This window comes from Cryobacterium sp. LW097, from assembly GCF_002205495.2.
Taxonomy (GTDB): Bacteria; Actinomycetota; Actinomycetes; order Actinomycetales; family Microbacteriaceae; genus Cryobacterium; species Cryobacterium zongtaii.
Map to the genome: position 1 here is coordinate 522,811 of NZ_CP021992.1, position 20,732 is coordinate 543,542.

Genomic DNA, 20,732 nt, shown 5'->3' on the forward strand with positions numbered 1-20,732 from the left:
CCCGGCACCCTCGGAGTCCTGAGGATGGCCCCTGCGCCGTCGGTACACTAGCCCCATGGGTAATTGCGAATGAAGATCTCTGTCATCGGATGCGGCTACCTGGGCGCCGTTCACGCATCGGCAATGGCCGAGCTCGGGCACGAGGTCGTCGGCATCGACATTGACGCTGAGAAGATTGCCGCCCTTTCCGAAGGACGGACCCCGTTTTTCGAGCCGGGCCTCCCCGAGGTGTTGGCGTCGGCCACGGCGTCCGGGCGCTTACGTTTCAGCACCGACATCGCGGATGCGGCTGGCGCACAGGTGCACTTCATCGCCGTGGGTACCCCGCAGAAAAAACTCAGCTACGCGGCCGACCTCCGATATGTGGACGCAGCCGTTGCGGGACTCATCCCGCACCTGAGCGCCGGCGATCTGGTTGTCGGCAAGAGCACCGTACCTGTGGGCACCGCCGCCCGGCTCGCCGCAATTATCGAGGCTGCTGGAGCGGGCGCTGCCTTGGCCTGGAACCCTGAGTTCCTGCGCGAGGGGTTCGCCGTGCAAGACACTATTGCCCCGGATCGCCTGGTCTACGGTGTTCCCGCAGGCGAGGCCGGTGAGCGCGCGGTGGAACAGCTCAATTCGGTCTATGCCAGGGCGATGTCGACCCAGACCCCGCTGGTGGTGACCGACTACGCCACTGCTGAACTCGTCAAGGTCGCGGCGAACGCGTTTCTGGCGACCAAAATCAGTTTCATCAACGCAATGGCCGAAATCGCCGAGGTGTCGGGTGCCGACGTTACTCAGCTCGCCGACGCCATCGGCTACGACGCACGCATTGGTCGCCGCTTCCTCAATGCGGGCGCCGGCTTCGGCGGCGGCTGCCTGCCCAAGGACATTCGCGCGTTCACGGCCCGCGCCGAAGAGTTGGGCCGCGGCGAATCCGTCGCCTTCCTCAAGGAGGTCGACGCCATCAACCTGCGCCGCCGCCAGCGGGTCGTCGACCTCACCGTCTCGGCCCTCGACCGCCCGGTCTACAACGCCAAGGTCGCCGTGCTCGGGCTCAGCTTCAAGCCGCACTCCGATGATGTGCGCGACTCGCCCGCCTTGGATGTAGCTGTGCAGCTGCGCGGCCTCGGCGCCGACGTGGTGGCCACCGACCCACAGGCGATCGAGAATTCCCGTTTTCGTCACCCTCAGATCACCTACTCCACCGATATCGAGGCGACGTTGCGCGACGCCGATGCCGTTGTGCTCGTCACCGAATGGCCGGAATTCAAGTCGATCGACCCTGAGTGGGCCGCCGGACTGGTGAAGAGCCGCACCATCATCGATGGTCGCAATACCCTTGATGCAGCAGCTTGGCGAGAAGCCGGCTGGACCTACTACGGATTGGGCCGACCTTAAATGGCATTGAACCACCCTCGCTTGGTCGCCTTCGACCTCGATGACACCCTGGCACCCTCGAAGTCGCCGATCGACCCGCGCATGGCATCGCTCTTCGTGCAGCTGCTGAGCGTGGCCGAGGTGTGCGTGATTTCCGGCGGACAATTCGCGCAGTTCACCATGCAGGTCGTCGACAACCTCACCGACGTTGACGACGCCACACTGGCGCGCCTGCACCTCATGCCCACCTGCGGCACTCAGTACTACCGCCACCGCGCGGGGGAGTGGGAGCAGGTGTACGCCGAGAACCTCACCGACGACCAGAAACAACGTGCCCTCGCCGCCGTCGAGGCCACCGCTCGTGACCTCGGCTATTGGGAAGCCGAACCCTGGGGCCCGATCCTTGAGGACCGCGGCTCGCAGATCACGTTCTCGGCTCTGGGTCAGGCCGCACCGGTGGCCGCGAAGACCCAGTGGGACGTCGACGGCGCCAAAAAGACAGCCCTGCGCGAAGCCGTTCAGGCACAGCTGCCTGACCTTGAAGTACGCTCAGGCGGGTCGACGTCGGTGGATATCACCAGGCGCGGAATCGACAAGGCCTACGGCATGACGCGCCTGGCCGAGCTCACCGGCATCCCACTTGACGACATGCTCTTCGTCGGAGACCGGCTCGACGAGAACGGCAACGACTACCCGGTGAAGGCTCTCGGCGTCGACTGCGTCGCTGTGGAGAACTGGGAAGACACCGCGGCTTTTCTGGATACGCTCGTTCCTGCCTTAGCCCGCTAGATGTACTGCCCAGGGACGTTGGTTGATGTGTGACGTCTTGAAATGACGAAGACCTCCGGTGGAGGGTGGAGCTGTCTAGTTCCCCAACCCGTCCGGAGGTCCTCGTGTCTCACGCTAATGCTGCTCTCACCCCGGTTCAACGTCTGCGGATCGGAAGGCTGGTCGTCGATGACGGCTGGCCTGTCGCCCATGCAGCGGTGTTCTTCCACGTGTCATGGCCGACCGCGAAGCGGTGGGCCGACCGGTACGCGGCGATGGGCCGCGACGGCATGCAGGATCGTTCATCGCGCCCGCACCGCAGCCCCACAAAGACTCGCCCGGAGCTGGTGCGGAAGGTCGTGCATCTGCGCTGGAAGAAGCGCCTCGGGCCCGTTGGGATCGGCGCCCGTCTCGAGATGCCGGCCTCGACCGTTCACGCGGTGTTGACCCGCTGCCGCCTCAACAGGCTGCGGCATGTCGACGTCCGTACCGGCGAGCCGGTCCGCCGCTACGAGCACGAGAGACCCGGCGCGATGATCCATGTTGACGTGAAGAAGATCGGCAACATCCCGGACGGCGGCGGCCACCGCTATGTCGGACGGCAACAAGGAGCCAAGAACCGGCAATCGACCCCAGGCACCACCCGGAACAGACATCACCACGAGCTTCTGGGAACAGCGTTCGTCCACACCGTGATCGACGACCACTCCCGGGTCGCTTATGCCGAGATCCACGGCGACGAGAAAGCCGAGACCGCCGTCGGCGTCTTGAAACGAGCCGTGTCCTGGTTCGAAGCGCGCGGTGTCACCGTCGAACGTGTCCTTTCCGACAACGGCTCCGCATACCGATCCCACGCCTGGCGCGACACCTGCGCCGAGCTTGGCATCAAGGTCAAGAAGACCCGCCCCTACCGGCCACAGACCAACGGGAAGATCGAACGCTTCCACCGCACCCTCGCCGACGGCTGGGCGTTCTCCCGCCACTACAACAGCGAATCAGCCCGCCGAGCAGCACTGCCAGCATGGCTCCACGAATACAATCACCACAGGCACCACACCGCCATCGGAGGCAAGCCACCGATCACGCGGTTAACTAACCTGCCTGGGCAGTACACCTAGAAGTCGACAGGGCTTGCCTCCAGCTCATACTCGTGTGTTGATATACGCACACCCTGTATGACTGGAGGCAACCCGATGCCCAATGTCCTGGCCGGCCTATCGCCGCGTTCACTGTTTGCGCAGCGCGGTCATCGTTGCCGCCAATGCGGCACCCCGATTGATGACCGGGGGAGGTACTGGTGCTCCGAAGAATGCGAGGACTACTGGGTCGACGACTGCCTGTAAGGGCTACTCGTCGTTGAGGTCCGCGGCTACGCGTTCGCTCTGGTCCGGACAGCTCTTGGCGGCGGACTGCTCGAGCACGCGGTGCGCCAGCTCTACTCTGGATTCCTCGGAGAGGCCCTCAGTGGCGTAGGTGGCCAGTACCTTGTCGACGGCGTCGTTCAGGTCGAGGTCAGGGCGCTCGGCCAGGTTGGTGCAGACCACCTGGCTGTAGAGGTTCACCATGGCCTTGGTCTGCTTGTCGAGCAGCTGCGGCTCCGTGAGCGCTGTAGCGGTCGGGGCGGGCGTCGGTGATGCGGTTGGCGTTGTTTTGCCCATCGTGGTGGCGGCAGTGCAGCCCGAAAGCAGGATGACGCCAAGGAGAACAGTGGCCGGGGCTATAAGACGCATTCGGCGAGCTTACCCACTAGGTAATGACCAATGGCAGTGCGGCCGAGGGGCGTCACATCGTTTGATAGGCGGCTACGGCAAGAGCGGCCGCGCCGACGGCGGCGATGATGATGATGACGAAGAGGCGGACGGCAAGCATCCCGTTGCTGTGTTCCAGTCGTCGGTACCAGCGCCTGCGCCGACGAGTCCGTCGGCGGATTCCCATGCAGCGAAGCTAATTGACGAAGGGGCAGTTTGGAACCCACGAGTTCCCCCCCCCAATTCGGGCGTGACTCGAACGCGGATCACTATCCGGGCCCGAACCGGCGGTCTATGGTGTGCGCACCGTTACCCGACCGGTCCGCAGGAGGCAACCCGAATGCCCGAAGTGCAGAATGCTCTAACGCGCCATCAAGCTCCGCCACCGCCCCGCCGCCACGGCTGGCGGATTGTCTTTGTGCTGTTCAGCGTGTTCACGGTGGTGGTGCTGGGGGTGGCGGCGGTGACGGTGTGGAATCTGTCGCGCAGTTTCGAGTCGGTGGAGAAGATCAGCGAGGCGTTCCCGGCCGATGAGACGGCGCGACCGCCCGCGGCGACCGGCGCCGCGGCATCCGCGATGAATTTTCTGTTGCTGGGCTCCGACAGCCGAGGTGACAGCACCGGGTCGATCGCGAACCTCAGCGGGCAACGCTCCGACACCATCGTGATCGTGCACGTGCCCGCGGACCGCAAGACCCTGTCGGTGATGTCGATTCCCCGGGACAGCTGGCTGGAGATCCCCGGCTACGGCGAAGCGAAAATCAACGCGGCGCTGTCATACGGCGGGGTGCCGTTGGCGGTGCAGACGGTGGAGGGGCTGCTGGGCTCACGGATTGATCATGTGGCAGTGGTGGACTTTGCCGGGTTCGCGGCGCTGACGGATGCGCTGGGCGGGGTGGACATCGACAACCCGATCCCGTTTGAGTCGTACCATCTGTCGGGGCGCACCTTCCCGCAGGGACTGCAGCACCTCAACGGCACCGAGGCGCTGGCCTTCGCCCGGGAACGGTACGCGTTCGCCGATGGCGATTTTCAGCGGGTGCGCAATCAGCAGCTGCTGATCAGCGCGCTGCTCAGCGGATTGATGCACAAGTCGGTGCTGGGGAACCCGACCACGATGGGCGGAGTGATCGAGGCGGTTAGCCCCAACCTGGCGATTGATGAGGAGCTCTCGGCCACCGACCTGGTGACCCTGGGGGTGGAGCTGCGGGACGTGCGGGAGGGTGACGTGAGCTTCTTCACCATTCCTACCGCCGGCACCGGGACGTCTGCGGACGGGCAGTCGATCGTGAACCTGGACTGGGCGGCGCTGCCGGCGCTGCAGGAGGCGTATCGGAGTGATTCTCTCAGCGGGGTGGTGCCGGCGGTGCAGGCGGCGGGGTGAGGGCGAGCTGGGGGGAGCGGGCGGTGACGGCGGCTAGCAGAGTTAGGGCCAGGAGGGCGCCCAGGGCGGCGCCGGCGGTGTTGGCGAGCACGTCGAGCGGGGTGGCGAAGCGGGCGGGCAGGAAGACCAGCTGGCCCAGCTCGATCAGGCCGCTCGCGGCGAAACCGGCCAGAATGGCCACCCACCAGCGTGCCGAGCCCAGCAGAACCACCCCCAGCAGCCCCACAGGCAGGAATAGGGCGATGTTCGCGGTGAATTCGACCAGCGCGTAGTTCACCCAGCCCGGCACGCCGTGGGCGTGCAGGCGGGCCAGCAGGCTGGCGATGCCGTGCGAGGCGCCCCGGTCCACCGGGGTGGGCCAGAACGCGATCAGGGTGAGCGTGAGCAGATACCCGGCCGCCAGCCAGCGGGCGGCCCGGCGGAGGGCGGCGTGGCGTCGATCGGCCAGGGTGGGTGCCAGAGCGCTCACGTGACCTCCCAAGGGCTGCGGGTCACGGCCTCCGGCATGGTTCAGAGCGGGAGGTCATCACCGTCAACGGACCAAGCATTCAGAGTAGCGAGGCGAGGCTGGGAGGCCAAGGTGTGCCAACCGGATGGCGCTCAGCGGCCGCCGTGCACCTCGACGCGCTTGGGCAGCAGGAACACCAGCAACAGCGCCACCACGCTCAGTCCGGCACTGACGGCCATGGCCAGGGTGGCGCTGTGGGTGAAGCCGGCGGCGACGGCATCCGCGCCAGGGCCGGCCACCACCAGGGTGCCGAAGAACACACTGCCCACCACGGCGATGCCCGCGGCGCTGCCCACCCGCTGCATCACACCGATCACACCACTGGCGGCGCCGGCCTCGGAGGGGTCGACGGTGGCGACGATGAACGCCACGTTCGGCGCGATGAAGCACCCGCTGCCCAGGCCCGCGATGAACAGCGGCGGCAGCAGGATCCAGTTGGTGAGGTCGGCGGGGACGGTGAGCAGCAGCACCAGCCACACCCAGATCAGACCCACCGTGACCAGGGCCACACCACCGACGAGCACGGTGCGCCCCAGGCGCTCGGTGAGCCGGTTGCTCTGCGACGCGCCCAGGATCGAGCCGATCGCGAACGGGATCGAGACCAGGCCGGATTCCAGCGCGGTGTGGCCGAGGCCCGCCTGCCAGAGGATCGAGATGGTGAAGAAGATGCTCGTGAATGCCGCGAAGTAGACCAGGGCCAGGATGACGCCGCCGGTGAACGCCGGGTGCGAGAAGAGATGCGGCGGCACGAGCGGGCTGCTGCCGCGTTTGGTCAGGGCCACCTCCCAGGCGCCGAACGCCACGATGAGCAGCACCCCGGCGGCGAGCACCAGGTAGGTCCAGAGCGGCCAGCCGCGGTCCTGGCCCTCGATCAGCGGCACCAGCAGGGCCACCAGGCCGGCGGAGAGCAGCAGCAGGCCCACCCCGTCGACGCGGGCAGCGGCCGGCGCGCCGGGCGCGGAGGCGGTGCCGGTGCCGGTGGGCAGCAGGATGGCGGCGGCGATCAGCGCGACGATGCCGATCGGCAGGTTCACCCAGAAGACCAGGCGCCAGCCCTCTTCCACGCCGAACGCCTCGATGATCAGGCCGCCCACGATGGGGCCGAGCGCGGTGGAGACGCCGATGACCGACCCCATGATGGCGAACGCCTTGCCGCGGGACGCCGCCGGGAACATCAGCTGGATGACGGCCGTGACCGCGGGCACGAACATGCCGCCGGCCAGACCCTGCACGACGCGGGCGATGATCAGCTGCAGGTCGTTCTGGGCGAGCCCGCAGGCCAGGCTGGCGACGGTGAAGAGCGCCAGGCCGGTGAAGAAGACCCACTTGTGGCCGATCCGGTCGCCGATGCGGCCGGCGGGAATGAGGGCCAGACCGAACGCCAGGGCGTAGCCGGAGATGATCCAGGACAGGGTCGCCTCGGAGGCGTCGAGGCTGGTGCGGATGCTGGGCAGCGCCACGTTCACGATCGTGGTGTCGAGCAGGGCCATGAACATGCCCGCCATCAGCACGATGAGGGCCTGCCAGGCGCGACGGGACACCTTGGTGTCTGGGGCGAATGCGGGGGAGTCGGTCATGTCGTGGCCTTTCCAACGCCGGCAACTGGTGAGAACAGAAAAACCCCCACTCACTTGAGTGGGGGTTTATTTCTGTCGGGGTAACAGGATTTGAACCTGCGACCTCGTCGTCCCGAACGACGCGCGCTACCAAGCTGCGCCATACCCCGATGGTCCTGTGGACCTCGACAAGTATAACCCCATCGGGTACCCGGGTTTCGACCAGGCCTAGCCGGGCGGGGCGGACTTGCCGACGACCACGGTCACGGTGCCGCCCGGGGCGGTGGGGGTGCCGGCGGCGGGGGTCATCGAGAGCACCTTGCCGTTCTGGCTCGCGTCCGTCACCGGCTGCTCGCTGGCCACCACCCCGAAACCGCTCAGCGTGCCCTTGGCCTGATCGAGGGATTGCCCGACCACGTTCGGCAGCAGAATCTGAGAGCCGTTGCTGGAGAACACCGTGACGGTGGCTCCGGTGCTGGTGCTGGCGCCACCGGCGGGGTCGCTGCGCGACACTGTGCCGGCGGGCAGCTCCGAGTCGGTCACGCCGCCGTCGAGGAAGCCGAAGCCGGCGCCCTCAATGGCGTCCCGAGCCGCATCCACGCTCATACCGCGTACGTCGGGCACGGTGACCTGCACCCCGCGGATGAGGTTGTTGGCAGCCTGCTCGAACTCCTCGCCGCCGTACTTGGCATTGGCCACGCCCATGATCTCCGGCCAGATGCGGTGCCGGGCGGTAGCCGCGGAACCGCTGTCGAAGTCGAGGTTGCGCTGGTTGTTGTCTTTTCCGGTGACGCTGACCACGCCCACGACGGTGGCGACCTCGGTGCTGGCCCCGCTCATCCAGGTGTCGTTGGAGCCGTCGGTGGTTCCGGTCTTACCGATCATGTCGACCCGCGGTGAGGTGTTGCGGTACGACTGCCCGGCGGAACCCTGGGTCATGACCCGCTCCATGGCGTACGCCATACCGGCGGCCACTTCGGGCTCCACCGACGCGGTGCAGGTGGACACGGGCGCGGGAATTTCCACACCATCCGCACCGATGATCCGGTCGATCACGATGGGGGAGCAGGTGATGCCCTTGTTGGCGATGCCGGCGAAGGCCACGGCCATGCTCAGCGGGGCGACCTCGTTGGTGCCGAGCACCGAACCGGCGCCCTTCTGCAGTGGGTCGCCATCCGCCCGGTGAACCCCGAACGACGTGGCCATGTCACGGATCTTGCAGAGGTCCAGCCGCTTGGCCATGCCGAGGAAGCCGGTGTTGATCGAGTCGATCGTCGATTCCAGGGCCGAGTAGTTGCGGCCGGCTTCGTTGGAGTCGTTGCGCGGGTTATAACCGGGGAAGCTCTGGGCGCCGTCGCAGTAGTCCTGGAAGGTGCCCCAGTTGGACTTGCGTGCGGAGTCAACGCGCTCGCCGAGCGGGTGGCCCTCCTTGAGCCACTCGGCCAGGGTGAAGACCTTGTAGGTGGAGCCGGGCTGGAAGCCCAGCGAGCCGCCCTGGTTGAAGTCGGTGTTGTAGTTGATGCCGGTGTACTCCGGGCCAGGAGCAACCTCCAGCTGGGTGTACAGCTTGTTCTGCGCCATCGTGAGCACCCGGCCGGTGCCCACTTCAACGCTGGTCGCCACGGCGCCCACGTCCCAGCCGTCGTAGGTCATCGGCACGTTCTCGGCGATGGCCGCCTCGGACGCCATCTGCAGCTCGATGTCGAGGGTGGTGTAGATCTGGTAGCCGCCGCGGCGGAAGTTCGTCATGCGGGTGTCTTCGTCTGCGCCGAAAGTGGGGTCGGTCTTGAGCTGGTAGGTGACGTAGTCGCAGAAGTATGCGGCGCCACCGGCGGTCTGGCAGCCGGTGCTGGGCTCGGTGATGGCCGGTTCGATCGGGCTGGCGACGGCGGTGTCGTAGTCGGCCTGGTTGATCTTCTTGTGCTTGAGCATCTCGCGCAGGATGTAGTCGCGGCGGTCCTTGTTGGCGGCGTACCCGTTCGCGGCGCCGTTGGTTTCGCTCTCGGGCTCGTCCAGGCGGAACTTCTCAGGGTTGTTCACGATCGCGATGAGGCTCGCGGCCTGCGGCAGGGTGAGGGTGGCGGCGGTGGCCGAGAAGTAGTACTCGGCCGCGGCCTGGATGCCGTACACGGTGCCGCCGAAGCCGGTGATGTTCAGGTAGCCCTGCAGGATCTCGTCCTTGCTGTACTCCTTCTCCACCCCGATGGCCAGCCGCATCTCCTTGAGCTTGCGTTCCTCGGTGGGGTCGGTGGCCTCCTCGAAGCAGGCCTGAAGCTCGTCCGGGTCGGGCATGACCTCGCACTTTTGCACCAGCACGTTCTTGACGTACTGCTGGGTCACCGATGAGCCGCCCGAGGTGGGCCCGCCGGTGAACTTGGCCAGCGCCGCCCGCATGGTGCCCTGCAGGTCGATTCCGCCGTGTTCACGAAACCGGGGGTCCTCACCGGCGACGACGGCGTCCTGCACGAACAGGTTCATGGCCGCCAGAGGAACTTCAACCCGGTTCTGGTCGTAGAACGAGGCGAGCTCGTAGGGGACTCCGCTGTTCGGCACCGCATAGATGGTGCTCACCTGCGACAGCTCGTCGATCTTGAGGTAATTCGGCAGGTTCTCGAAGGCGTTGATCGTGCTGCTCGCGGCCAGACTGGAGATCGCGAGCGCCGGGGTGATCCCGACGGTAATCAGCAGGCCGGCGACAGCGCTCATCGCCACGAAACCGGCGAGTCCCCCGATGACGCCGGAAAAAGTTCTCTTGGAATCCCCCATAAGAGCGAGCCTAGGGGATCGCCGGGGGACCCGGACGAGCCAAGCCACCCCAGAAGGGGGTCGTGGCTACGCGGCGGTGAGGGTGAGCAGGGTCGCCTCCGGCGGGCAGGCGAAGCGCACCGGCGCGTAGATCGAGGTGCCCAAACCCGCGGAAACATTGAGGTACGCGGTGCGCAGCCCCACACTCCACAGGCTGAGTCCCTTCACCTGACGGCGGGGAATATCACAATTGGTTACCAAAGCGCCGAACTTCGGCACGCACACCTGACCACCGTGGGTGTGCCCGGCCAGCATCAGCTGGGCGCCGTGGTTGACGAAGGAGTTGAGTACCCGCTGGTACGGGGCGTGCACCACACCCACGGTCAGCGTCGAGCGCCGGCCGGCCGGTTCTTCGGGGTCCGGCCAGGTCTCCTCGGTGAGCGGGTCGTTGCCGCGCATCTCGTCGATGGCTCCGGTGATCAGGTCGAGCCGGTCCCGGCGGATGTGCGGGTCATCGACCCCGAAGATCTCCAGGTGGGTGCCGTTGATGTCCAGCGCCTCAGCGGCGTTGTTCAGGTCGGTCCAGCCGAGGTCGGCGAACACCCGGTGCAGGTCGTCGGTGTCAAGCTCGACGTGCCGGCTGCGCAGCATCGACGGGCCGCCGAAGTACTTCAGCGGGTTCTTCGGCTGCGGGCCGAAGAAGTCGTTGGAGCCGTTCACGAAGATGCCCGGGATGCCCTTGAACGGTTCGAGGGCGTACTCCACGCCCGCGATGCCGTCTTCGTGACCCAGGTTGTCGCCGGTGTTCACGACGAGGTCGGGCTTCAGCTCGGCAAGACCGCGCACCCAGTCCTGCTTGTCGCGCTGCCACGGGGCCATGTGCAGATCGGAGAGGTGCAGCACCGTGATCGGGTCGGACCCGGGCGCGAGCACCGGAACCGTCACCTCACGCAGGGTGAACCGGCGGCGTTCCACGAGGGAACCCCAGGCGAACGCCGCCAGCCCCGCCGTGGTCACGGCGGCGGCGGAGGCGACGATGGCGCGTGCGGCGCTCAACCTGCCGCTCCCATCTTGCCCACCACGAGGGCGACCGAGCTGCCCCGGGATGCCGGGGTGCCGGCGGTCGGGGTCATCGCGATCACCTTGTTGTTCTGGTTGGGGTCGGTGACGGCCTGGTCGGTGGTCGTCACGGTGAAGCCGGTGAGCGTTCCCCTGGCCTGATCGAGGCTCTGGCCGGTCACGTCGGGCAGCAGGATCTGGTTCCCGTTGCTGGAGAACACCGTGATCGTGGCGCCGTTGCCGGCCGACGCGCCGGAGGCGGGGTCGGTGCGGGCCACGCTGCCGGCGGGCAACTCGGAGTCGATCACGCCGCCGTCGGCGAACTCGAAGCCGGCGCCCTCGAGCGCGGCCTGGGCATCCGCCATCGACTGGCCACGCACGTCGGGCACGGGCACCTGAGCGCCCTGGATGACGTTGGTCGAGGCCTCAGAGAACTCGTCTCCGCCGTACTTGGCGTTGGCGACGCTCATGATGTCCGGCCACATGCGGTGCCGGGCGGTGGCCGCGGAGCCGCTCTCGAAGGCGTAGTCGCGGGACCGCTGGTTGGCCTCACCGGTGACGGCGACGACGCCCACAACGGTGGCGACCTTGCTGCTCGCGCCGGTCATCCAGGTGTCCTTGGCGCCGTCGGTGGTTCCGGTCTTGCCGATCATCGGCACCTTCGGGTAGGTGGAGTCGTTGGACTGGGTTGCGGAGCCCTCGGTGAGTACCCGCTTCATGGCGTACGCCATGCCGGCGGCCACGGATGGTTCAACCGACTGGTTGCAGGTGGAGGTGGGAGGTGCGATCTCGGCGTCGTCCGGTCCGACGATGCGGTCGATGACCACGGCCGAGCAGGTTTTGCCGGCGTTGGCGATGCCGGCGAAGGCCACGGCCATGCTCAGCGGGGCGATCTCATTGGTGCCGAGCACCGAGGAGGCACCCTTCTCGAGCTCGCCGCCATCCGCCCGGTGCACCCCGAAGGACTCAACGGTGTCGCGGATCTTGCAGAGGTCAAGCTTCTTGGCCATTCCGATGAAGCCGGTGTTGATCGAGTTGATGGTCGACTGCAGGGCGGTGTAGCCGGTGCCGGGCTCGTTCGCGTCGTTCTTCGGGTTGTAGCCGGGGAAGGTCTGCGGGCCGTCGCAGTAGTCCTGGAAGGTGCCCCAGTCGCTCTTGCGGGCCGAGTCGACGCGTTCGTTGAGCGCGTGACCCTCCTTCAGCCACTCGGCGAGGGTGAATACCTTGTACGTGGAGCCGGGCTGGAATCCGCTCGAGCCGCCCTGGTCGTAGTCGGTGTTGTAGTTGACGCCGGAGTACTGGGCGCCGGTGGCCTGCACCTCGGGGTCCTGGCTGTAGGTCTTGTTCTGCGCCATCGTGAGCACCCGGCCGGTGCCCACCTCAACGCTGGTGGCCACAGCGCCAACATCCCAGCTGGCGGTCTGCGGCACGTTCTCGGCCATGGTGGTCTCGGTGGCCAGCTGCAGGTCCAGGTCGAGGGTCGTGTAGATGTCGTAGCCGCCGCGACGGAAGTTCATCATGCGGGTGTCTTCGTCTTCGCCGAAGGTCGGGTCGCTCTTGAGCACGTGGGTGACGTAATCACAGAAGTAGGCGCTGCCGCCGGCGGTCTGGCATCCGGTGCTCGGCTCGGTGATGGTGGGCTCGATCGGGGCCGCGATGGCAACGTCGTACTCCTCCTGGGTCACCTTCTTGTACTGCAGCATCTCGCCCAGGATGTAGTCGCGGCGTTCCTTGTTGGCGGCGTACCCGTTCGCGGCGCCGTTGGCTTCGCTCTCGGGCCGGTCCAGACGGAACTTCTCCGGGTTGTTCACGATGGCGATCAGGCTGGCCGACTGGGACAGGTTGAGGTTCGCCGCGGTGGTGTTGAAGTAGTACCCGGAGGCCGCTTCAATGCCGTACACGCTGCCGCCGAAGAGAGTGATGTTCAGGTAGCCCTGCAGGATCTCGAGCTTGCTGTATTCCTTCTCCACACCGATGGCCAGACGCATCTCCTTGAGCTTGCGCTCAGGAGAGGTTTCGGTGGCCTCGTCGTAGCAGGCGTCCAGCTTGTCCTGGTCGTTGAGCACCTCGCACTTTTGCACGAGAACGTTCTTGACGTACTGCTGGGTGATGGATGATCCACCCTGGGTGCCGCCGCCGGTGACGGTGGACAGGGCGCCACGAATGGTGCCCTGCAGGTCCACGCCGCCGTGCTCCTCGAAGCGGGGGTCCTCGCCGGCGACCGCGGCATCCTGCACGTACTGGCTCATGCTCGTGACCGGCACTTCGACGCGGTTCTGGTCGTAGAACGACGCCAGCGCGTACGGGGCGCCGTTGCCGTCGATGGCGTAGATGGTGCTCTTCTGGGAGAGCTGGTCGACCGTGAGGTAGTTGGGCAGGTTCTCGAACACGTTTATCGTGTTGGTGGCCGTCATGCCCGATACGGCGAGGGCGGGGGTCACGGCAACGGTGACGAGGACACCGGCGACGGCGCTCATCCCAATAAAGCCCAGGAGGCCGCCGAGCGCTCCACTAACCGTACGTTTTTTGGCAGACATACAATTGAGCGTAAGGGACACAACCTGAAAAATCGCCTGAATCGGAGCCGCATGACTGCCTGGGAATACCTCACCACCCCGCTGATGATCCACAACACAGCCGCCATCCTCAACAACTGGGGCTCGGAAGGTTGGGAGCTTGTGCAGGTCGTCACCGGCCCGGAAGGTGGACTTGTCGCCTACCTCAAGCGCCCCGTCGCCGGCTCGACCGGCGCCTGATCGTGTCGCAGATCGAGGCCCGTCTGGCCGAACTGGACATTGAACTCCCGACGGTGGTCCCGCCGGTGGCGTCGTACGTTCCCGCCGTGGTGAGCGGGTCGCTGGTGTTCACCTCCGGCCAGCTGCCGATGGTGGCCGGCGTGATGCCGGCCACGGGCAAGGTCGGGGACGGCGAGGGCCTCGTGTCGGCCGCGGACGCCCAGGGCTACGCCCGGCAGTGCGCGCTCAACGCGCTCGCCGCTATCCAGAGCGTGATCGGCTCGCTGGACCGGATCACCCAGGTGGTCAAGGTCACCGGGTTCGTCGCATCCGCCCCGGACTTCACCGGCCAGCCCGGCGTGGTCAACGGCGCCTCCGATGTGCTCGGCGAGATCTTCGGCAGCATCGGTGTGCACGCCCGCTCCGCGGTGGGCGTGGCCGTGCTGCCGCTGGACTCGCCCGTCGAGGTGGAGCTGACCGTCTCCTTCGCTTGATCTCACCGTCGCGAGCTGTGACTCAAGCGCCTTTTCAGAGAGTTTTTCGGTGCTTTTCTCACAGCTCGCGACCTTGTCGTACAGCCTCGGGGCGCGGATTCCCGGCCGAGAACCTGGCCCCGACCCGACCCGCCAGCGTCTGCGCGGGCAACTCCACCCAGCGGTACATCAGCTGGGCAAGCACCAGGCTCAGCGGCACCGAGACCAGAGCGCCCCACCACCAGTGCTCCGGCCCGAACAGCTGCGCGAAGGTCACCACGATGGGGAAGTGCACGAGGTACAGGCTGAAGCTGATGGTTCCGAGCCAGGCCAAGAGGCGCCCGCTGAGCATCCGCTGCACCGGCGGCCACAGCGCGACGGTCGCCACGATCAACACCGCGCCCGGCACCCGCAGCGACAGGGCCACGCTGTTCCACGGCTCGGTCAACGCCGGCCGCAGCAGCCAGTACGCGATGAGCAGCACCGGCCCGAGCACGGCGATCGCCGCCCAAACCAGGGTGCCGCCGCGCCGACTGACCAGCCGGGTCGACCAGGCCAGGAGTGACCCGTGGTTGGCCGCGAGCAGGGCACCCAGGCCGAACGCCGGCAGGTACATCAGCGGCTCGATGCCGAGCAGGTACCCCGAGGTGGACGTGACCAGCAGCAGCGCCACCCAGGCCAGCGTCCACCGGCGGCTGGCCACGGCGAAGATCACGCCGACGGGCAGCAGCAGCGAGAACCACATCTCCCAGGCCAGCGACCAGAGCGGCGGGTTGACGTCGGGTCGGCCGGTGAAGCCCAGGATGCTGGCCTCGCGCAGCAGATTGCCGATGCCGAGGTCGGGGCTGCCCTGCTTCGCCATCCACGCACCGCCGGCGCCGGTGCGCGGCACGAGCAGGATCCACACCGCGGCCAGGCCCACCGACACGACCACCGGGATGGCCAGCCGGACGATGCGGCGCGGGTAGTACGCCAACCAGTCGTAGCCGGGCGCCTCCGCGGGGGGCCGGGTCCACTGCAAGCGTCGCAGCGGGGTGAGCACCAACACGAACCCGCTGAGCACGAAGAACACCAGCACGAACTCCGGGCCGGCGAAGAGGATCTTCAGCGGCGACAGGGTGACCCACCAGGCGGGGGAGAACACGGCCACGTCGGCGCTGGAGCTGTACGCGGCCGAAATTGCCGGCGCGGTCATCGACACGTGGTGCACGAGCACGATCACGGCGGCGACCCCGCGCAGGGCGTCGAGTCCGCCCATCCGGGTGCGGGAGGTATCTCGAGACATTTGGCCCACGGTATGGGGCGTTCGTGAACGTTTACTCCGAGCCCACCCGCCCGAAGGCTCGCGAACTGCGAGAAAAGCACCTTCCCGGGCGTTCGGAAGGTGCTTAACTCACAGTTCGCGAGCGAGGAGCGGGGCTAGCGCATGCTCTCCGAGATGATCTGCATGATCGAGGTGTCGGCGAGGGTGGTGGTATCGCCGATCTCGCGGCCCTCGGCCACATCGCGCAGCAACCGCCGCATGATCTTGCCCGAGCGGGTCTTGGGCAGCTCGTTCACGATGTGGATCTCCCGCGGCCGGGCGATCGCCCCGATCTGCAACGTCACGTGCGCGCGCAGCACGGCGCTGATGTCGGCGTGCGACGCCGCATCCGTCTGGCTGAACTTGATGATCACGAACGCCACCACGGCCTGCCCGGTGGTCTCATCGTGCGCGCCCACCACCGCGGACTCGGCCACCATGGGGTGCGCCACCAGCGACGACTCGATCTCGGCGGTGGACAGCCGGTGCCCGGAGACGTTCATCACGTCATCGACCCGGCCGAGCAGCCAGATGTCGCCGTCGCGGTCGAGCCGGGCGCCGTCGCCGGCGAAGTACAGCGGACCGTTCGGGGCATCCTGGAACTTCTCCCAGTAGGTCTCGATGAAACGCTCCGGGTCGCCCCAGATGCCGCGCAGCATCGACGGCCACGGTTCGGTGACCACGAGCAGGCCGCCGTTGCCGTGCCCCACGTGCTCGCCGTCTTCACCGATCACGTCGATGGAGATGCCGGGGATGGCGACCTGCGCCGCGCCGGGCTTGGTCTCGGTGAGGCCGGGCAGCGCGGAGATCATGATCGCGCCGGTCTCGGTCTGCCACCAGGTGTCCACCACCGGGGTGACGTGGTTGCCGATCACCTCGCGGTACCACATCCACGCTTCCGGGTTGATCGGCTCGCCCACCGAGCCGAGCAGGCGCAGGCTGGTCAGGTCGAACTTCTGCGGCTCCTGTCGGCCGATTTTCATGAACGTGCGGATGGCGGTGGGCGCCGTGTACAGGATGCTCACCTTGTGCTTCTCGATGATTTCCCACCACCGGCCGGGGTGCGGGGTGTCGGGGGTGCCCTCGTAGAGCACCTGCGTGGCGCCGTTGGCCAGCGGTCCGTAGACCACGTAACTGTGGCCGGTGATCCAGCCCACGTCGGCGGTGCACCAGAACACGTCGGTCTCGGGCTTGAGGTCGAAGACGTTCTTGTGGGTGAAGGCCACCTGGGTGAGGTAGCCGCCGCTGGTGTGCAGGATGCCCTTGGGCTTACCGGTGGTGCCGGAGGTGTAGAGGATGAACAGCGGGTTCTCGGCCGGGAACGCCTGCGCCTCGTGCTCGCCGGAGACGGCGGCGAGCTCCTCGTGCCACCACTTGTCGCGTTCGTTCCACTCCACGTCGCCGCCGGTGCGGTTCACCACGAGCACGGTGCGCACCGAGGAGTCGCCGCTGGCCAGGGCCGCGTCGACCGCGGGCTTGAGCGGGGTGGCCCGGCCCTTGCGGTAGCCGCCGTCGGAGGTGATCACGACCACCGCTTCGGCGTCGTCGATGCGGGAGCGCAGGCTCTCGGCGCTGAAGCCGCCGAAGATCACCGAATGCACGGCGCCGATGCGGGCCACGGCGAGCATCGCCACGACGGCCTCGGGGATCATCGGCAGGTAGATGGCCACCCGGTCGCCGGCGCGCACGCCGAGGCCGAGAAGCACGTTCGCGGCACGTTTGACCTCCTCGGTGAGCTCTGCATAGGTGATCGAGCGGGAATCGCCCGGCTCGCCCTCCCAGTGCAGCGCCACCCGGTCGCCGTTGCCGGCGAGCACGTGCCGGTCGAGGCAGTTGTACGCCACGTTGAGCTCGCCGTCGTCGAACCACTTGGCGAACGGCGGATTGGTCCAGTCGAGGGTGCGGGTGAACGGTTTGTGCCAGTGCAGGAGGTCGCGGGCCTGCGCGGCCCAGAAACCAAGCCGATCTGCTGCGGCATCCGTGTAAAGAGCCTCGGTCGCCACTGATGTCGCGGCAAACTCCGGAGACGGCGGGAATCGGCGGGTTTCGTGGAGAAGATGGTCGATTTGCACGCTCATGATGGTTCGCTCCTTTGCGAGTTCAGGCGGTGGCGGGGCGCCGCGGCGGACCCGTCCCTGAACCCTACACGGCGGATACGCCCGTTCCGAGGACAAATTTCCCCGGAAGAACGGCCGGTTTTCTGCTCAGGATATTTTTGAAATCGTGCTCTCACGGGCTCATATCTTCGTGTCCTCATTTAGGGGGACCCGGAGGACTTGCGGATCTGATTTTCCCAAGTATGCTTATCAATGTCTGAACGAAAGTTTTGACCTGTGGTGTGTTGGTTCCCCCCAATCAACGCACTGCCGAGGCGGCACCTGTTCCCCCCAATAGGTGCCGCCCCCCTCTTTTAACAGCACGCTCTGCGCCTCTCAACGACGCACCCGTGCTTTCCCCGCCCGGCTCTGGCGCCCCCCGCGTGAACCGTGCAAACTGCGTGACCCGCTGTACCGCAATATCGCTGTATCGGCCCCCTCCAGGCAGAACCGTTGCCCGGCCGGACAACTGCGCCCCGCACTCCGGGCGCAGTAGTCCGTCCGGGCAACAGTTGTCTCTGCACCCTGCCCGCTCCCGCCTCGTCGGTCGAGCTTGTCGGGAGCCGTGACACGCGCGCACGACGTGCCCGCCTCGTCGGTCGAGCTTGTCGAGAAGCCGTGACGTGCGTGTGTGCCGTGCACCGCCGCTCCTCCACAGCCCCGTCCTCACCGGCCACCTCACACCACCGGATGCGCCACGGCGCCCGCACCCGCCCGCCCGCTAACGTGCCCGCATGCCAGAGCCCTTCGTCGCGGTGCCCTCCTTCCTCAACCGGTCCAGCGCCCGCACCGTCAGCACCGACCCCGATCGGGCAACGCTCGGGGGAGAGCGGCCGCAGCCCTCCTATCCAGCCACGTGGCTGCACGCGGAGACAGACCCATCTCGCGACCGCGCCCTTGACCGCAGCCTCGACCCCATCCCGCCGCAACCTCCCCGCACCGACCTCTCCGTGCTCGGTCCGCTCAGCCGGTTCGCCCGCGACCCCGCCGTCACCGACCTCTTCGTGAACGGGGATGCCGGCCTCTGGCTCGACGCCGGACGCGGGCTGGTACCCGCGCCGGACTGGCACGGCGACGAGCGGAGCATCCGTGACCTGGCGGTGCGGCTGATCGCCCTCGGCGGCCGGCACATCGACGAAGCCAGCCCCTGCGTCGACGTGCGGCTGGCCGACGGCATCCGGGTGCACGCCGTGCTGCCGCCGGTATCGAGCACGGGCACGCTGCTGTCGATTCGGTTGCCGCGAACCGAGCGGCTCAGCCTCGACGCCCTCGCCGCCGGCGGCCTGTTCGGCCACGGTGAGGACGCGGCCGCCCAGCTGGGCCGGTTGCGCGCGGCGGTGCTCGACCGGGAGAACCTGCTCGTGACCGGTGCCGCCGGCAGTGGCAAGACCACCCTGCTCGCCGCGTTGCTCGGCGAGGCGCCCGCGGCCGAACGCATCGTGGCCATCGAGGATGTCGCCGAGCTGCGCATCAACCACCCGCACGTCGTGGCCCTGGAATCCCGGCAAGCCAACCTCGAGGGTGCCGGCCGCATCGGCCTGGACAGCCTGCTGCGCGAGGCGCTGCGGATGCGTCCGGACCGGTTGGTGCTCGGCGAGTGCCGGGGCGTGGAGATCCGTGAGCTGCTGGCCGCCCTGAACACCGGCCACGACGGCGGCGCCGGCACCCTGCACGCCAACTCCCTGGCCGATGTGCCCGCCCGGCTCGAGGCGCTCGGCGCGCTCGCCGGGATGAGTCCGGCGGCGGTGGCCCGGCAAACCGTGAGCGCGATCGGGCTGGTGTTGCACCTCGAGCGCCGGGGCGGCCGGCGGCGCCTGGCGCAAGTGGGCCGGTTCACCCTCGACGCCGCCGAGCGTCTCGCGACGGTGCCCGCGTGAGCCGCCGACGCGCCGCTCCGCCGCCGCCGATAGAGGAGGTGGCCCGCATCGCCGAACGTCTGGCCGTGCTGCTGTCGGCGGGGGTGTCGCCGGTGTCGGCCTGGGACTACCTGCTGCCGCCCGGGCCGACCGGTCGTGCCGAGCCGTTTGACCCGTCGGTGGTCGACCGTGCCGGGCCACCGGGGCCGCCGGCGGCGCGGGGGACCCGCCGTGTGAAGGCCCGGGCCGATGCCGAGCGGGCGCAGCACAGCATCTTGGCGGCCGCGGGACGCGCGGCCCGCAGCGGCGACGACGTGGCCGACGCCATCGCGGACGCGGCCGCCGGGCTCCCCGACCAGCTGGGCGACGCGTGGCGGGCCCTCGCCGCCGCGTGGGATGTCGCCACCCGGGCCGGTGCGCCCCTGTCCGGATGCCTGCGCGACCTGGCCGCCGCGTTCCGGGAGCTCGGCCAGCTGCACCGCGACCTGACCGTGGCCCTCACCGGCCCGCGCGCCACGGCCCGGCTGGTGATGGTGCTGCCCCTGGTGGCGCTGTTGTTCGGCAGCCTGATGGGCTTCGACACGCTGCGCACCCTGTTCCTCACCGGCCCAGGGCTGGCCTGTCTCGCCGCGGGGTGCCTACTGATGGTCGGCGCCGCTCGCTGGAACCGGCACCTGGTTGCCGCAGCCGGCCGCCAGGGGCCCGCGCCGGGACTGGAGCTCGACCTCACCGCCATCGGCATGGCCGGTGGCGGGTCACTCGACCGGGCCCGCGCCAGCGCGCGGCGCAGCGCCGAACGGTTCGGCCTGCGCGCGACCGGTGCGACCGACTCCGCCGACGTGGTCATCGACCGAGTGCTCGACCTCTCGGCCCGAGCCGGGGTGCCGGCCGGTGAGCTGTTGCGCAGCGAGGCCGCGCAGGCCCGGCGGGATGCGCGCACTGCGGGCCACCAACGCGCCGAAACCCTTGCCGTGACCCTGATGATCCCGCTAGGGGTGTGTGTGCTCCCGGCGTTCATGCTTGTCGGTGTCGCCCCGCTGCTGCTCAGCGTGCTCGCCGCCACCCTCGGCAGCGTCGAGTGACGGTGCTCGGGTGCTCCCGCCCTGGTGAACTCGGGCGCTCCTCCACAGGCTGCCGTT

Annotated in this window: 17 protein-coding genes and 1 tRNA gene; 8 read left to right on the top strand and 10 right to left on the bottom strand. The window is 67.9% G+C overall.

Annotated elements, in window-relative coordinates:
- Positions 1-69 precede the first annotated feature (69 nt).
- The 3 genes from B7495_RS02435 to B7495_RS02445 all read left to right on the top strand — a co-directional run bounded on the left by B7495_RS02435 (position 70) and on the right by B7495_RS02445 (position 3,248).
- Positions 70-1,383 carry a UDP-glucose/GDP-mannose dehydrogenase family protein gene (locus B7495_RS02435; protein ID WP_088455171.1) on the top strand — a complete coding sequence of 438 codons (1,314 nt, stop codon included), beginning with the start codon at positions 70-72 and terminating at the stop codon, positions 1,381-1,383.
- Positions 1,384-1,389: 6 nt separating this feature from the next.
- Positions 1,390-2,151, top strand: a complete 762-nt coding sequence (locus B7495_RS02440; protein ID WP_088457852.1) for an HAD-IIB family hydrolase — start codon at positions 1,390-1,392, stop codon at positions 2,149-2,151.
- A gap of 104 nt (positions 2,152-2,255) precedes the next feature.
- Positions 2,256-3,248 carry an IS481 family transposase gene (locus B7495_RS02445; protein ID WP_088455172.1) on the top strand — a complete coding sequence of 331 codons (993 nt, stop codon included), beginning with the start codon at positions 2,256-2,258 and terminating at the stop codon, positions 3,246-3,248.
- Between the two features lie 228 nt (positions 3,249-3,476).
- On the opposite strand, the gene B7495_RS19005 is transcribed toward B7495_RS02445, so the two are convergent.
- Together B7495_RS19005 and B7495_RS19010 are read right to left on the bottom strand one after the other, a co-directional pair.
- On the bottom strand, positions 3,477-3,860 hold the full coding sequence (locus tag B7495_RS19005) for a hypothetical protein (protein WP_168195274.1): 384 nt from the start codon (positions 3,858-3,860) through the stop codon (positions 3,477-3,479).
- A 52-nt stretch (positions 3,861-3,912) separates the two neighbouring features.
- Positions 3,913-4,065, bottom strand: a complete 153-nt coding sequence (locus B7495_RS19010; protein ID WP_166789322.1) for a hypothetical protein — start codon at positions 4,063-4,065, stop codon at positions 3,913-3,915.
- Positions 4,066-4,128: 63 nt separating this feature from the next.
- Here B7495_RS19010 and B7495_RS02455 point away from each other — a divergent pair, with 63 nt between their 5' ends.
- On the top strand, positions 4,129-5,262 hold the full coding sequence (locus B7495_RS02455; protein WP_205748708.1) for an LCP family protein: 1,134 nt from the start codon (positions 4,129-4,131) through the stop codon (positions 5,260-5,262).
- On the opposite strand, the gene B7495_RS02460 is transcribed toward B7495_RS02455, so the two are convergent.
- The 6 genes from B7495_RS02460 to B7495_RS02485 all read right to left on the bottom strand — a co-directional run bounded on the left by B7495_RS02460 (position 5,225) and on the right by B7495_RS02485 (position 13,607).
- The gene (locus B7495_RS02460; protein WP_166789320.1) at positions 5,225-5,731 is read right to left on the bottom strand and encodes a VanZ family protein; all 507 of its coding nucleotides are present in this window, start codon (positions 5,729-5,731) and stop codon (positions 5,225-5,227) included. The two genes, B7495_RS02455 and B7495_RS02460, sit on opposite strands and share 38 nt — an antisense overlap.
- 131 nt (positions 5,732-5,862) lie before the next feature.
- Entirely contained in the window at positions 5,863-7,347 is a 1,485-nt protein-coding gene (locus tag B7495_RS02465; protein WP_088455176.1) for a DHA2 family efflux MFS transporter permease subunit, read from the bottom strand.
- Between the two features lie 75 nt (positions 7,348-7,422).
- A tRNA-Pro gene (locus tag B7495_RS02470) sits at positions 7,423-7,496 on the bottom strand.
- A 58-nt stretch (positions 7,497-7,554) separates the two neighbouring features.
- Complete coding sequence (locus tag B7495_RS02475) at positions 7,555-10,092, bottom strand: transglycosylase domain-containing protein (protein WP_088455177.1); 2,538 nt, start codon at positions 10,090-10,092, stop codon at positions 7,555-7,557.
- Positions 10,093-10,158: 66 nt separating this feature from the next.
- On the bottom strand, positions 10,159-11,127 hold the full coding sequence (locus tag B7495_RS02480; RefSeq protein ID WP_088455178.1) for a metallophosphoesterase: 969 nt from the start codon (positions 11,125-11,127) through the stop codon (positions 10,159-10,161).
- On the bottom strand, positions 11,124-13,607 hold the full coding sequence (locus B7495_RS02485; RefSeq protein ID WP_240632363.1) for a transglycosylase domain-containing protein: 2,484 nt from the start codon (positions 13,605-13,607) through the stop codon (positions 11,124-11,126). Before B7495_RS02485 ends, B7495_RS02480 begins: the two co-directional genes overlap by 4 nt.
- 111 nt (positions 13,608-13,718) lie before the next feature.
- On the opposite strand from B7495_RS02485, the gene B7495_RS19015 reads away from it, so the two are divergent.
- Together B7495_RS19015 and B7495_RS02490 are read left to right on the top strand one after the other, a co-directional pair.
- Complete coding sequence (locus B7495_RS19015) at positions 13,719-13,886, top strand: hypothetical protein (protein ID WP_165787876.1); 168 nt, start codon at positions 13,719-13,721, stop codon at positions 13,884-13,886.
- A gap of 2 nt (positions 13,887-13,888) precedes the next feature.
- A complete protein-coding gene (locus B7495_RS02490) occupies positions 13,889-14,359 on the top strand; it encodes a RidA family protein (protein WP_088455180.1) in 471 nt (156 codons plus the stop codon).
- A 58-nt stretch (positions 14,360-14,417) separates the two neighbouring features.
- Here the strand turns inward: B7495_RS02490 and B7495_RS02495 are convergent, their stop codons facing one another.
- Both B7495_RS02495 and acs read right to left on the bottom strand, forming a co-directional pair.
- Complete coding sequence (locus B7495_RS02495) at positions 14,418-15,623, bottom strand: acyltransferase (protein WP_088455181.1); 1,206 nt, start codon at positions 15,621-15,623, stop codon at positions 14,418-14,420.
- A gap of 134 nt (positions 15,624-15,757) precedes the next feature.
- Complete coding sequence (acs, locus tag B7495_RS02500) at positions 15,758-17,719, bottom strand: acetate--CoA ligase (RefSeq protein WP_088455182.1); 1,962 nt, start codon at positions 17,717-17,719, stop codon at positions 15,758-15,760.
- 752 nt (positions 17,720-18,471) lie between these two features.
- Between acs and B7495_RS02505 the strand changes: the two genes are divergently transcribed.
- Positions 18,472-19,614, top strand: coding sequence for a TadA family conjugal transfer-associated ATPase (locus B7495_RS02505; protein WP_088455183.1), 1,143 nt, complete (start codon positions 18,472-18,474; stop codon positions 19,612-19,614).
- On the top strand, positions 19,611-20,675 hold the full coding sequence (locus tag B7495_RS02510) for a pilus assembly protein (RefSeq protein ID WP_151199513.1): 1,065 nt from the start codon (positions 19,611-19,613) through the stop codon (positions 20,673-20,675). Before B7495_RS02505 ends, B7495_RS02510 begins: the two co-directional genes overlap by 4 nt.
- Positions 20,676-20,732: the final 57 nt, after the last annotated feature.